The 12195-nt window shown below is 59.6% G+C and carries 10 protein-coding genes and 2 tRNA genes; 2 read left to right on the top strand and 10 right to left on the bottom strand.

What is annotated here, in order from left to right:
• The first annotated feature begins 101 nt into the window (after positions 1–101).
• Complete coding sequence (locus tag SKZ59_RS20190; RefSeq protein WP_034757449.1) at positions 102–281, top strand: hypothetical protein; 180 nt, start codon at positions 102–104, stop codon at positions 279–281.
• A gap of 81 nt (positions 282–362) precedes the next feature.
• On the opposite strand, the gene SKZ59_RS20185 is transcribed toward SKZ59_RS20190, so the two are convergent.
• The 6 genes from SKZ59_RS20185 to SKZ59_RS20160 all read right to left on the bottom strand — a co-directional run bounded on the left by SKZ59_RS20185 (position 363) and on the right by SKZ59_RS20160 (position 5793).
• A tRNA-Arg gene (locus tag SKZ59_RS20185) sits at positions 363–437 on the bottom strand.
• Positions 438–530: 93 nt separating this feature from the next.
• Positions 531–607, bottom strand: a tRNA-Pro gene (locus SKZ59_RS20180).
• Positions 608–699: 92 nt separating this feature from the next.
• Complete coding sequence (gene glmM, locus SKZ59_RS20175) at positions 700–2037, bottom strand: phosphoglucosamine mutase (protein ID WP_072454632.1); 1338 nt, start codon at positions 2035–2037, stop codon at positions 700–702.
• A 39-nt stretch (positions 2038–2076) separates the two neighbouring features.
• On the bottom strand, positions 2077–2910 hold the full coding sequence (folP, locus tag SKZ59_RS20170; protein WP_072454633.1) for a dihydropteroate synthase: 834 nt from the start codon (positions 2908–2910) through the stop codon (positions 2077–2079).
• Between the two features lie 115 nt (positions 2911–3025).
• Positions 3026–4906, bottom strand: coding sequence for an ATP-dependent zinc metalloprotease FtsH (ftsH, locus tag SKZ59_RS20165; RefSeq protein ID WP_319992758.1), 1881 nt, complete (start codon positions 4904–4906; stop codon positions 3026–3028).
• Positions 4907–5109: 203 nt separating this feature from the next.
• Positions 5110–5793 (bottom strand): RlmE family RNA methyltransferase, encoded by a 684-nt coding sequence (locus SKZ59_RS20160; RefSeq protein ID WP_034757436.1) that lies wholly within the window; start codon positions 5791–5793, stop codon positions 5110–5112.
• 42 nt (positions 5794–5835) lie between these two features.
• Here SKZ59_RS20160 and SKZ59_RS20155 point away from each other — a divergent pair, with 42 nt between their 5' ends.
• Entirely contained in the window at positions 5836–6306 is a 471-nt protein-coding gene (locus tag SKZ59_RS20155; protein WP_010397237.1) for a YhbY family RNA-binding protein, read from the top strand.
• Positions 6307–6483: 177 nt separating this feature from the next.
• On the opposite strand, the gene SKZ59_RS20150 is transcribed toward SKZ59_RS20155, so the two are convergent.
• The 4 genes from SKZ59_RS20150 to carA all read right to left on the bottom strand — a co-directional run bounded on the left by SKZ59_RS20150 (position 6484) and on the right by carA (position 11979).
• Complete coding sequence (locus SKZ59_RS20150) at positions 6484–6927, bottom strand: DUF4149 domain-containing protein (RefSeq protein WP_319992757.1); 444 nt, start codon at positions 6925–6927, stop codon at positions 6484–6486.
• Positions 6927–7403 (bottom strand): transcription elongation factor GreA, encoded by a 477-nt coding sequence (gene greA, locus SKZ59_RS20145; RefSeq protein ID WP_034757428.1) that lies wholly within the window; start codon positions 7401–7403, stop codon positions 6927–6929. The genes SKZ59_RS20150 and greA overlap by 1 nt, the downstream gene beginning before the upstream one ends.
• Before the next feature lie 168 nt (positions 7404–7571).
• Positions 7572–10808, bottom strand: coding sequence for a carbamoyl-phosphate synthase large subunit (gene carB / locus SKZ59_RS20140; RefSeq protein ID WP_034757425.1), 3237 nt, complete (start codon positions 10806–10808; stop codon positions 7572–7574).
• The gene (gene carA, locus SKZ59_RS20135; RefSeq protein ID WP_034757422.1) at positions 10801–11979 is read right to left on the bottom strand and encodes a glutamine-hydrolyzing carbamoyl-phosphate synthase small subunit; all 1179 of its coding nucleotides are present in this window, start codon (positions 11977–11979) and stop codon (positions 10801–10803) included. The genes carB and carA overlap by 8 nt, the downstream gene beginning before the upstream one ends.
• Positions 11980–12195: the final 216 nt, after the last annotated feature.

Below are 12195 nucleotides of genomic sequence, written 5' to 3'. Positions count from 1 at the left end.
TTTACACCGCGCTTGCGGCGCAGGTCCCGTTTTTTACACCATCTTTAGACTCCCCTCGCTATGCTCGACGGCATCCACTGCTGACCGACGAGGGAGTACTCATGCATGAACAACCGTTTCAGCCACGCGCGCGCAGCGTGATCCGCCAGCACCTGCCCGTGCGGGAACGGCTGCGCCTGGCCCGGCTGGCCAACAGGAAAATCATTTCGGCATGCTCGGCGCTGCTGTGCGCGGCGCCGCTATTGTATTTGTTGAGCGTGGTGCTGTTTGCGCAGCCGTGACACGGCTTGCTGGCGAGCGAAGAACAGGGATGAAGAGTGATGGCAATGCGACAGGCTGTCGCATGCATGGCCAGCATGAGCTGGTCCGCCCAGAGGGAATCGAACCCCCATTCACGGTTTAGAAGACCGTTGTCCTATCCGTTGAACGATGGGCGGAAGGTGCAGTATTTTAATCCATGCGCGCCAGCAATGAAATGCCAGCGCGAAATAGAAAACGGGCTGTCATTTCTGACAGCCCGCTTATGACTTTGGTCGGAGTACAAGGATTCGAACCTTGGACCCCCTGGTCCCAAACCAGGTGCGCTACCGGGCTGCGCCACACTCCGAAGACAATATAATAACGCCCCCACCCAATTTCGTCAATTGCCATAGACGAATTAGATGGAAATAACTATCGTCCCTGCCCCGTGCCCGCCCCTTAAGCGCCGACTTTATCGGCGATGCGGCGCGCCATGCTCTCGGCCTTCTCCTTGTCTTTCGCTTCCACCATCACGCGGATCAGCGGTTCCGTGCCCGAAGCGCGGATCAGCACGCGGCCCGTATCGCCCAGTTCGGCTTCGACCAGCTCTTTCTCGGCCACCATGGCGGCATTTTTCTGCCAGTCGAAACCGGGTGCCACGCGCAGGTTGATCAGGGTTTGCGGGAACAGCACCAGTTCGGCCAGGCATTGCTGCAGGCTCTGGCCGCTGCGCTTGAGCGCGGACAGCACTTGCAGCGCGGAGACGATGCCATCGCCCGTCGTGTGGCGATCCAGGCACAGCAAATGGCCCGAGCCTTCGCCGCCCAGTATCCAGCCCTTTTCCTTCATGACTTCCAGCACGTAGCGGTCGCCCACCTTGGCGCGCGCAAAACCGATGCCCTGCTGCTTGAACAGCACTTCCAGCGCCATATTCGTCATCAACGTGCCGACGGCACCGGCCACGGGACCCGTCGCCAGGCGGTCCTTGACCATGACGTACAACAACTCGTCGCCGTTGTACATACGGCCCGTGGCGTCGCACATGATCAGGCGGTCGGCGTCGCCATCGAGCGCGATGCCCAAGTCCGCGCCGTGCTCGACGACGGCTTCGGCCATGGCCTTGGTTGCCGTGGCGCCGAAGCCCGCATTGATATTGAAGCCGTCGGGCTTGTTGCCGATGGCGATGACTTCCGCACCCAGCTCATGGAACACATGCGGGGCGATATGGTAGGCCGCGCCGTGCGCGCAATCGACGACGATCTTCAGGCCGCGCAAGTCCAGTTCGTTCGGGAAGGTGCTCTTGCAAAATTCGATGTAGCGGCCCTGGGCATCGTCCAGGCGTTTGGCGCGGCCCAGCTTGTCCGATGGCACGCAAGCCATGGGTTCGTCGAGCGCCGCCTCGATTTCCAGTTCCACGCTGTCCGGCAACTTGGTGCCCTGGCCGGAAAAGAATTTGATGCCGTTGTCGTGATACGGATTATGCGAGGCGGAAATGACGACACCGGCCGCCAGGCGCAGTGCCCGCGTCAGGTAGGCAATCGCCGGGGTCGGCATGGGGCCGGCAAGCATCACGTCCACGCCGGCGGCCGACAGGCCCGCTTCCAGCGCCGCTTCCAGCATGTAGCCGGAAATGCGCGTGTCCTTGCCGATCAGCACAGTCGGGCGCGCCTTGCCGCCTTGCGACTTGGCCAGCACCTTGCCGGCAGCATAACCGAGGCGCATGACGAAATCGGGGGTGATCGGAGCCGTGCCCACCAGGCCGCGGATGCCATCGGTGCCAAAATATTTACGCGTCATAATTTTCTCTTTTTGTTGTTTATAATGAATCTTACAGGGTCAGTGCGCCATGCGCCAGACCTTCAGTGCATCGACGGTTTCCGCGACATCATGCACACGGATAATTTCCGCGCCTTGCGCTACCGCAGCCAGCGCGCCGGCCACGCTGCCGGCCAGGCGCTGCTCGACGGGACGGCCCGTGACGGCGCCGATCATCGACTTGCGCGACAGCCCGGCCAGCACAGGCAGGCCCAGTTCGCTGCGCAGCTGGCGCGTGGCGCGCAGCAAGGCATAGTTCTGCTCCACCGTCTTGCCAAAGCCAAAGCCGGGATCGATGCACAGGCGTTCGCGGGCGATGCCGGCCGCCGTCATCGTGTCGATGCGCGCGCGCAGGAAGTCGATGACTTCGCGCACCACGTCTTCATACTGCGGCTGGTCCTGCATGGTTTGCGGCACGCTTTGCATGTGCATGATGCACAGCGCGCAGTCGCTGTCCCGCACGGCCTCGATGGCGCCCGGCGCACGGAAACCGTTGATGTCGTTGATCATGTCGGCGCCCGCCAGGATGGCTTCGCGCATCACTTCCGGCTTGTACGTGTCGACGGACAGGGGCTTGCCGCAGTCGCGCAAGGCGTACAGCACCGGCATGACGCGCGCAAGCTCGTCCTTCAGCGGCAGCGGCGGCGCGCCGGGACGGCTCGATTCGCCGCCGATATCGATGATGTCGACGCCGTCAACAATCATCTGCTCGGCGCGCGAGATGGCAAACTCCAGGTGTTGATACTGGCCCGCATCGGAAAACGAGTCGGGCGTGATGTTCAGGATACCCATCACCAGCGCCTGCGTGCCCTGCAGGTTGAAGCCGAAACGGCCGAATTGCAAATAATGTCGCATGTGAATCTTTGTAGTCGTCAGGAAAAAACTGCCGCGGCAACGAAAAAGGGCAAGGATTGCTCCTTACCCTCGTTCTTGCCATACCCTTGCGTGTCGCCCGTCAGGGCGGCCTTTATCAGGCTGGCGCCGTCACGTTTGGCGAGATGCCGCCCGTGCCGTTGTCGCCCGCATTGCGGCGTGGCGGAATGACTTTCGGTGGACGCGGCTCCAGGCCGGCCATGATGTCATTGATTTGCTCGGCATCGATGGTTTCCCATTCCAGCAAGGCTTTGGTCATCATTTCCACCTTGTCGCGGTTGCTTTCCAGCAAGGTGCGCGCCAAAGCATATTGCTTGTCGAGAATGTTGCGGATTTCAGCATCGACCTTTTGCTGGGTCGCTTCCGAGATCGTCTTGGTGGCGCCACCGAAGAAACCTTCGTTTTCGCTGTCTTCGTAGACCATCACGCCCATGCTGTCGGACATGCCGAAGCGGGTCACCATGGAGCGGGCCAGCTTGGTGGCACGCGAGAAGTCGTTCGACGCGCCCGTGGACATTTGCCCCACGAAAATCTCTTCGGCGATACGGCCACCGAACAGGATGGAAATTTCTTCCAGCATCTTGTCCTTGTAGGCGGACAGATTGTCGTGTTCCGGCAACTGCCACGTCAGGCCCAGGGCCCAGCCGCGCGGCATGATCGTAACTTTATGCACGGGATCGGCCTTCGGCAGCAGCTTGGCGACGACGGCGTGACCGGACTCATGGTAAGCCGTATTGCGACGCTCTTCCTCGCGGATGATCATCGATTTACGCTCAGGACCCATGTAGATCTTGTCTTTCGCATCTTCGAAGTCGATCATTTCCACCAGGCGCTTGCTGCGGCGTGCCGCAAACAGGGCTGCCTCGTTGACCAGGTTGGCCAGGTCCGCACCCGAGAAACCAGGGGTGCCGCGGGCCAGGATATCGGCTTTCACGTCGGTACCGATAGGTACTTTGCGCATGTGCACGTTCAAGATCTGTTCGCGGCCGCGGATATCGGGCAAGCCGACGGACACCTGGCGGTCGAAACGGCCCGGACGCAGCAAGGCTTTGTCGAGCACGTCGGCGCGGTTGGTGGCGGCCACGACGATCACGCCGGAGTTCGCTTCAAAACCGTCCATCTCGACCAGCAACTGGTTCAAGGTCTGTTCGCGCTCGTCATTGCCGCCGCCCATGCCGGCACCGCGGTGACGGCCGACAGCGTCGATCTCGTCGATGAAGATGATGCACGGCGAATGCTTTTTCGCGTTTTCAAACATGTCGCGCACGCGGCTGGCACCGACGCCGACGAACATTTCCACGAAGTCGGAACCGGAAATCGAGAAGAACGGCACCTTGGCTTCGCCGGCGATGGCGCGCGCCAGCAGGGTTTTACCCGTGCCAGGAGGACCGACCATCAGCACGCCGCGGGGAATGCGGCCGCCCAGTTTCTGGAATTTGCTCGGATCCTTGAGGAAGTCGACCACTTCGTTGACTTCTTCTTTCGCTTCGTCGCAACCGGCGACATCGGCGAAGGTGACGGTGTTGCTGGCTTCATCCATCATGCGCGCCTTCGACTTGCCGAACGAGAATGCCCCGCCCTTGCCGCCGCCTTGCATTTGACGCATGAAGAATACCCACACGCCGATCAACAGCAGCATGGGGAACCAGGAAACAAAAATAGTTTGCAGGAAAGACGCTTCCTCAGGCGGACGCACATCGAAATGCACGCCATTGTCGCGCAGGTCGCCGATCAGGCCCTTGTCGAGGCTGGTGGCGGTGGTACGCACCTTGGTGTCGTCCATCAGCTTGGCGGTGATCGACGAACCTTCGATCACGACATCCTTGACGCGCTTGGCTTTGACTTCATCCAGCAAATCGGAATAAGCGATGGCCTTGCTGCCGCCTGTGGCGCCATGACTGTCGAATTGCTTGAACAGCATGAACAACAGCAGCAATACGACTACCCAGATGGCAGATTTGGAAAACATGTTATTCACGAAGACTCCTTGGATGCAGTGCGCATCTCTTTACCTATAGCTAGAAACACGATTTTACTCGCAATAAGCGGGCCGTGCCAAAGCCCGCCGATCCGTGCGCGCGAAAAAACCGCGTTCACGCAAAAAAAATGCAGTATAAACAATTTAGGCTTTTATACCATCAGACGCTACTGCACTTCTCGTTCCCATGTGCGGATTCCCGCTTAAATATCAAGGGCGGAATCATCTTCTTCAACGGCATTTTTCAGCGGATTCTTGATTCCACGGCCCATCAGGAAGATTTCCGACGATTTATCGCGGCTGGCCTTGGGCTTTTTCTGCACCACGACCTTGAATTCAGCGCGGAATTTCTCCACGATTTGGCTGAAACCCATGTCTTTGAAGCATTTCACCAGCAGCACGCCAGACGGCTTCAGGTGCAATTGCGAAAATTCGATGGCCAGGTCGATCAGATGCTCCATGCGCGCGGCGTCGGCCGTGGCGATGCCCGACAGGTTGGGCGCCATGTCCGACAGGACCAGGTCCACCTTGCGGCCCTGCAACACCACTTCCAGCTGACGCAGCACGCGCGCTTCGCGGAAGTCGCCCTGGATGAAGTGGAAATCGGCGATCGGCTCCATTTCCAGCATGTCCAGGCCAATCAGGGTACCATTGACCCCGCCGCCGTCCTTGCCGGCCAGCTTGCGCCGCGTGTACTGAGCCCAGCTGCCAGGAGTGCAACCAAGGTCGACAATCACCTGGCCAGGTTTGATCAGTTTTTCGTCTTCATCGATTTCTTTGAGCTTGTATGCTGCCCGGGCGCGGTAGCCCTCTTTTTGCGCCAACTTCACATATGGATCATTTATGTGGTCGTGCAACCAGTTTTTGTTTAATTTCTTCTTTGCCATTCGCGTAGAATACTGCTTTTAAGGGAATTACTAAATATTATTATGCTAAAACTTACACCCGTAGAGCGCAGCGCACTGCGCGCCGAAGCACACGCGCTGAAGCCTATCGTCATTATTGGCGAAGCGGGCTTGACACCTGCTGTCCTCAAAGAGATCGACCTTGGCCTGGATTCGCACGGTCTGATTAAAGTCCGCGTGTTCGGCGACGACCGCGAAGCCCGCGTCGGAATGTACGATACGATTTGCGGCAATCTCGGCGCCGCCCCGGTACAACATATTGGCAAACTGCTGGTAATCTACCGTCCGAAAAAAGAAGTGGTTAAGGAGAAGGTCAGCGCCGGCAAAGGCATGCGCGAAGTGACCATCGTCAAGGCCAGCGCCAGCGGCACCAAGCGCCCGAGCGTGACGAAAGTCATGATCAAGGGCAATGAGCGCGTTACCGAAGGCGGTTCCATCAAGCGTGCCAAGCCACGTCAGAAAAGCGCCAAGAAAAGCGCACTGGGCAGCAAGTAAGCCTGTCGTTCAGCAGCCGCAAGGCTGTTGAAACAAGAAGCGGAGCACGGGATCTTCCCTGCTCCGCTTTTTTATTGCACGGATTACGCGGCGCCAGGGCGCCGCTAATCCGACCTACGGCATCGACCGGTAGGTTGGATTAGCGCACAGCGCGTAATCCGACACACACGGCAACAATTACTGCTGTTTCCAGATCAGCACGCCTGCCAGCAAGCTTTGCACGGCAAAGATCACGGTCGACACGCCATGCAGCATGCCGAAGCGGCTGCGCATGGCCTCGTCCATGATTCCCGGCGGGGCTTGCGCCTTGAGTTCGGCCATCAGCGGCGAAATACCAAAATGGCTGAGCAGCGCACACACGAGCATCGACAGCACCAGCGCCCCCAGCAGGCGGCGGCGCTTGAGCTCCAGCGCGCCGGGCGCCCATTGCAGCAAGGCCAGCAGTATCAAGGCACAAACGATCGACAGCCAGGCCTCGGCGCGGAACATGCTGCCGGCGATATTGCCTGCTAGCACGCGGTCGCTCAAGGTAGCGAACAAGGTCGGCGCCACGATGAAGCCGATGGTCCACAAGCTGCCGGCCCACAGGGTGGCAACGAGGATGCGCACGCGGGCGAGCATCAGATGTACAGCACTTCCAGGATTTCGTATTCGCGCGGGCCGGATGGCGCCTGCACTTCCACCACGTCGCCGGCGTACTTGCCGATCAGCGCGCGGGCGATCGGGGACGTCACGGACACCTTGTTCATTTTCAGGTCGGCTTCATCGAGTCCGACGATCTGGTACGTGACTTTCTGGCCCGACTCCAGGTCTTCCAGGTTCACGGTCGAGGCAAACACCACGCGGCCTTCCGCGTCGAGCGCGGTCGGGTCGATGATTTGCGCTGCGCCCAGCTTGCCTTCGAGTTCGGCGATGCGGCCTTCGACGAATGCCTGGCGTTCCTTGGCGGCATCGTACTCGGCGTTTTCCGACAGATCACCGTGCGAACGCGCTTCGGCGATCGCATCGATGACGATGCGGCGTTCCTTGGTCTTCAAATGATGCAGCTCTTCTTTCAAGAGTTCTGCGCCGTATTTGGTCAATGGGACTGAGGTCATGTTATCTCTACTATCTGCTAGTTATCGGCGCCGTTGCAGTGTGTTGCCACGTTTAACGGCCTTACCAAGTGAAAACCACAGAGGCCGCGCGCTGCTCTGCACGGAACTCTGTGGTTGATAAGCATGCAGTGTACCGCCTAACGGCGGTCACTGCAAATGGCACGCGGACTACGCTTGCTGCAGGGTCTTGTGCAGGCCTTGCAAATCGTACACACGCAGCTCATCCAGGTGACGGATGCCTTCGACGGCCGCTTCCGCGCCCGCGATGGTGGTGTAGGTCGTCACGCGCGACGCCAGGGCCGAGGTGCGGATGGCCCGCGAGTCGACGATGGCGCTGCGCTTTTCTTCCACGGTGTTGATCACCAGCACGATTTCATGGTTCTTGATCATGTCGACCACGTGCGGACGGCCTTCGATCACCTTGTTCACTGGCGTGACGGCGATGCCGGCGGCAGCGATCACGGCGGCGGTGCCCTTGGTGGCGACCACGGTGAAACCGGACTCGACCAGGTCACGCGCCACTTGCACGGCGCGCGGCTTGTCCGACGCTTTCACGCTGATGAAGACCTTGCCCGATTTTGGCAGGTTGACGCCGGCGCCCAATTGCGATTTCACAAACGCTTCGCCGAACGTCAGGCCCACGCCCATGACTTCGCCCGTCGATTTCATTTCAGGGCCCAGGATGGTGTCCACGCCAGGGAACTTGACGAACGGGAACACGGCTTCCTTGACGCTGAAGTATGGCGGCACGACTTCCTGCGTGATGCCTTGCGAGGCCAGCGATTGGCCGACCATGCAGCGCGCGGCGATCTTCGCCAGTTGCAGACCGGTGGCTTTCGAGACGAAAGGCACGGTGCGCGACGCGCGCGGGTTCACTTCCAGCACAAAGACGACGTCTTTCATTTCGCCGTCGATCTCTTGCTTCTGGATCGCGAACTGCACGTTCATCAGGCCGACCACGTTCAAGCCCTTGGCCATCAGCGCCGTCTGGCGCTTCAGTTCTTCAATGGTTTCCGGCGCCAGCGAGTATGGTGGCAGCGAGCAAGCCGAGTCGCCCGAATGGACGCCAGCCTGTTCGATGTGTTCCATCACGCCGCCGATGAACGTCGTTTCGCCGTCGGAGATGCAATCGACGTCGCACTCGATGGCGTCGTTCAGGAAGCGGTCCAGCAGCACCGGCGAATCATGCGAGACCTTGACGGCTTCGCGCATGTAGCGCTCGAGGTCGCGTTGCTCGTGGACGATTTCCATGGCGCGGCCACCGAGCACGTACGATGGACGCACGACCAGCGGGTAGCCGATTTCCTGCGCCAGCGCCAGAGCGTCGGCTTCCGTACGCGCGGTGCGGTTAGGCGGCTGGCGCAGTTCCAGCTTGTGCAGCATTTGCTGGAAACGCTCGCGGTCTTCGGCCGCATCGATCATGTCAGGAGAGGTGCCGATGATCGGCACGCCATTCGCTTCCAGGTCCAGCGCCAGCTTCAACGGCGTCTGGCCGCCGTACTGCACGATCACGCCGACCGGCTTTTCGATGGCGACGATTTCCAGCACGTCTTCCAGGGTCAGGGACTCGAAGTACAAACGGTCGGAAGTGTCGTAGTCGGTCGACACGGTTTCCGGGTTGCAATTGACCATGATGGTTTCGTAGCCGTCTTCGCGCATGGCGAGGGCAGCGTGGACGCAGCAATAGTCAAACTCGATACCCTGGCCGATACGGTTCGGGCCACCGCCCAGCACCATGATCTTTTTCTTGTCGGTCGGGTTCGATTCGCACTCTTCGTCATACGTGGAATACATGTACGCCGTGTCGGTCGAAAACTCGGCCGCGCAGGTGTCGACGCGCTTGTAGACAGGACGGATGTTCAGCGCATGGCGCTGCTGGCGCACGGCCGTGTCGGTCGTCTGCAGCAAAAAGCCCAGGCGGCGATCCGAGAAGCCCTTCTGTTTCAACTTGTACAGGGTGTTCTTGTCCAGGTTTTCCAGCTTCTGCGTATCGAGCCACAGTTCCAGGTCGACGATTTCCTTGATCTGGATCAGGAACCATGGGTCGATCTTGGTCAGCTGGTGCACTTCTTCCAAAGTGAAACCCTGGGCAAACGCGTCGCCCACGTACCAGATGCGCTCAGGACCAGGCTCGCCCAGTTCTTCTTCGATCTTTTCGCGGTCCTTGGTCTTTTCGTTCATGCCGTCCACGCCCACTTCCAGGCCGCGCAAGGCTTTCTGGAACGATTCCTGGAAGGTACGGCCGATGGCCATCACTTCGCCGACGGATTTCATCTGCGTCGTCAGGTGGTGGTCGGCGGTCGGGAATTTCTCGAACGTGAAACGGGGGATCTTCGTGACGACGTAATCGATCGATGGCTCGAACGATGCCGGCGTGGCGCCGCCCGTGATTTCATTGCGCAGCTCGTCCAGGGTGAAACCGACGGCCAGCTTGGCGGCGATCTTGGCGATCGGGAAGCCCGTCGCTTTCGATGCCAGGGCCGACGAACGCGATACGCGCGGGTTCATCTCGATGACGATCATGCGGCCATCGACCGGGTTGATCGAAAATTGCACGTTCGAACCACCGGTGTCGACGCCGATCTCGCGCAGCACTGCCAGACTGGCATTGCGCATGATCTGGTATTCCTTGTCCGTCAGGGTTTGCGCAGGAGCGACGGTAATCGAGTCGCCCGTGTGCACGCCCATCGGATCGAGGTTTTCGATCGAGCAGATGATGATGCAGTTGTCCGCCTTGTCGCGCACCACTTCCATCTCGTACTCTTTCCAGCCCAGCAACGATTCTTCGATCAGCAGCTCTTTCGTCGGCGAAGCTTCCAGGCCGCGCTTGCAGATGGTTTCGAATTCTTCTTCGTTGTAGGCGATGCCGCCGCCGGAACCGCCCATGGTGAACGATGGACGGATGATGGTCGGGAAGCCCAAGGTGCGCTGCACGGCCCATGATTCTTCCATCGAGTGCGCCACGCCGGAACGGGCCGAACCGAGGCCGATCTTGGTCATCGCGTCCTTGAACTTGGAACGGTCTTCCGCCTTGTCGATGGCTTCCGGCGACGCGCCGATCAGCTCAACGTTGTATTTCGCCAGCACGCCATTGTTGAACAGGTCCAGCGCGCAGTTCAGCGCCGTCTGGCCGCCCATCGTCGGCAGGATCGCGTCAGGACGCTCCTTGGCGATGATGCGTTCAACGACCGACCAGGTGATCGGTTCGATGTAGGTGACGTCGGCCATTTCCGGGTCCGTCATGATGGTCGCAGGGTTGCTGTTGACCAGGATGACTTTGTAGCCCTCTTCGCGCAGGGCCTTGCACGCTTGCGCGCCGGAATAATCGAATTCGCAGGCCTGGCCGATCACGATCGGGCCAGCGCCAATAATCAGAATACTTTTAATATCTAAACGTTTAGGCATTTTTCTTTTTCTCCTCCGCAGCCATCAAGTTGATGAAGCGGTCAAACAGGTAAGCAACATCCATCGGGCCCGGCGACGCTTCAGGGTGGCCCTGGAAGCAGAAGGCCGGCTTGTCCGTGCGGGCAAAGCCCTGCAGGGAACCGTCGAACAGCGATTCATGGGTCACGCGGCAATTCGCGGGCAGAGTTGCCGCGTCGACTGCGAAACCGTGGTTTTGCGAGGTAATCAAGACCTGTTTCGTTTCCAGGTCTTGCACCGGGTGGTTGGCGCCGTGGTGGCCGAACTTCATCTTCAAGGTTTTCGCGCCGGAAGCGATCGCCATGATCTGGTGGCCGAGGCAGATGCCGAAGGTCGGGATGCCCTTCTCGATCAATTCCTTGGTGGCCGCAATGGCGTAATCGCACGGTTCCGGGTCGCCGGGGCCGTTCGACAGGAAGATGCCGTCCGGATTCAGTGCCAGGGCGTCGGCGGCCGTCGCTTGCGCAGGCAGCACGGTGACTTTGCAGCCGCGCGCCGTCAGCATGCGCAGGATGTTGCGCTTGACGCCATAGTCGAAGGCGACCACATGGTATTTCGCGTCGGCATCGGCCAGCTGGCCATAGCCTGCACCCAGGGTCCATTCCGTTTCGCGGTATTCGTAGGCATCCTTGCTTGAGACTACCTTGGCCAGGTCCATGCCGGCCAGGCCGGGGAAGGAGCGGGCCAGTTCCAGCGCTTGCGCGGCGGATGGCTCGTTGCCTTGCGTACCGACGAGGATGGCGCCGCCCTGCGCACCTTTTTCACGCAGGATGCGCGTGAGCTTGCGTGTATCGATGCCGGCGATGGCGACGATATTTTCAGCTTTCAGGTAATCGGACAGGGAGAGGGTGGAACGGAAATTGGATGCCAGCAATGGCAGATCGCGGATGATGAGGCCAGCGGCGTGTACCTTGGAAGATTCGACGTCTTCCGGATTGACGCCCGTATTACCGATATGCGGATAGGTCAGGGTGACCATCTGGCGGCAATAGCTTGGGTCGGTAAGGATTTCCTGATACCCGGTCATCGAGGTGTTGAAAACAACCTCGCCCGTGGTATGACCGGCGGCACCGATCGAAAAACCTTTAAAGATCGTTCCATCAGCAAGCGCTAATATGGCTGGAACGGCAGGGCCAGAAAAAAATGGCGGCAAGGGCAACTCCTGATAAAGTTACCGTAGCTGCGCCACGTCAGACCGACCGCCTAGATACCCGAGCCAGATGCACTCAGGGTGTTTCAACGGTCATTTTGAATGAGGGGATGGGTAGTCGCTACGGTATATGTGTGATTGGCTAAACCTTTGAATTATAACCAAAAGGAAGCTTTTCCACAAGGAAGAAAGTACAGAAGGCCCGGCATTTTTTTGCGC

Source organism: Janthinobacterium sp. GMG2 (assembly GCF_033949445.1).
GTDB lineage: Bacteria > Pseudomonadota > Gammaproteobacteria > Burkholderiales > Burkholderiaceae_D > Janthinobacterium > Janthinobacterium aestuarii.
The sequence above is the reverse complement of the archived record's forward strand: the minus strand, read 5'-3'. Positions and strand labels throughout refer to the sequence as shown.

Bases quoted from the DNA above. Each gene is read 5' to 3' on its own strand.
- SKZ59_RS20190 (WP_034757449.1), top strand. From the start codon at position 102: ATGCATGAACAACCGTTTCAGCCACGCGCGCGCAGCGTGATCCGCCAG.
- glmM (WP_072454632.1), bottom strand. From the start codon at position 2,037: ATGACGCGTAAATATTTTGGCACCGATGGCATCCGCGGCCTGGTGGGC.
- folP (WP_072454633.1), bottom strand. From the start codon at position 2,910: ATGCGACATTATTTGCAATTCGGCCGTTTCGGCTTCAACCTGCAGGGC.
- SKZ59_RS20160 (WP_034757436.1), bottom strand. From the start codon at position 5,793: ATGGCAAAGAAGAAATTAAACAAAAACTGGTTGCACGACCACATAAAT.
- SKZ59_RS20155 (WP_010397237.1), top strand. From the start codon at position 5,836: ATGCTAAAACTTACACCCGTAGAGCGCAGCGCACTGCGCGCCGAAGCA.
- SKZ59_RS20150 (WP_319992757.1), bottom strand. From the start codon at position 6,927: ATGCTCGCCCGCGTGCGCATCCTCGTTGCCACCCTGTGGGCCGGCAGC.
- greA (WP_034757428.1), bottom strand. From the start codon at position 7,403: ATGACCTCAGTCCCATTGACCAAATACGGCGCAGAACTCTTGAAAGAA.
- carB (WP_034757425.1), bottom strand. From the start codon at position 10,808: ATGCCTAAACGTTTAGATATTAAAAGTATTCTGATTATTGGCGCTGGC.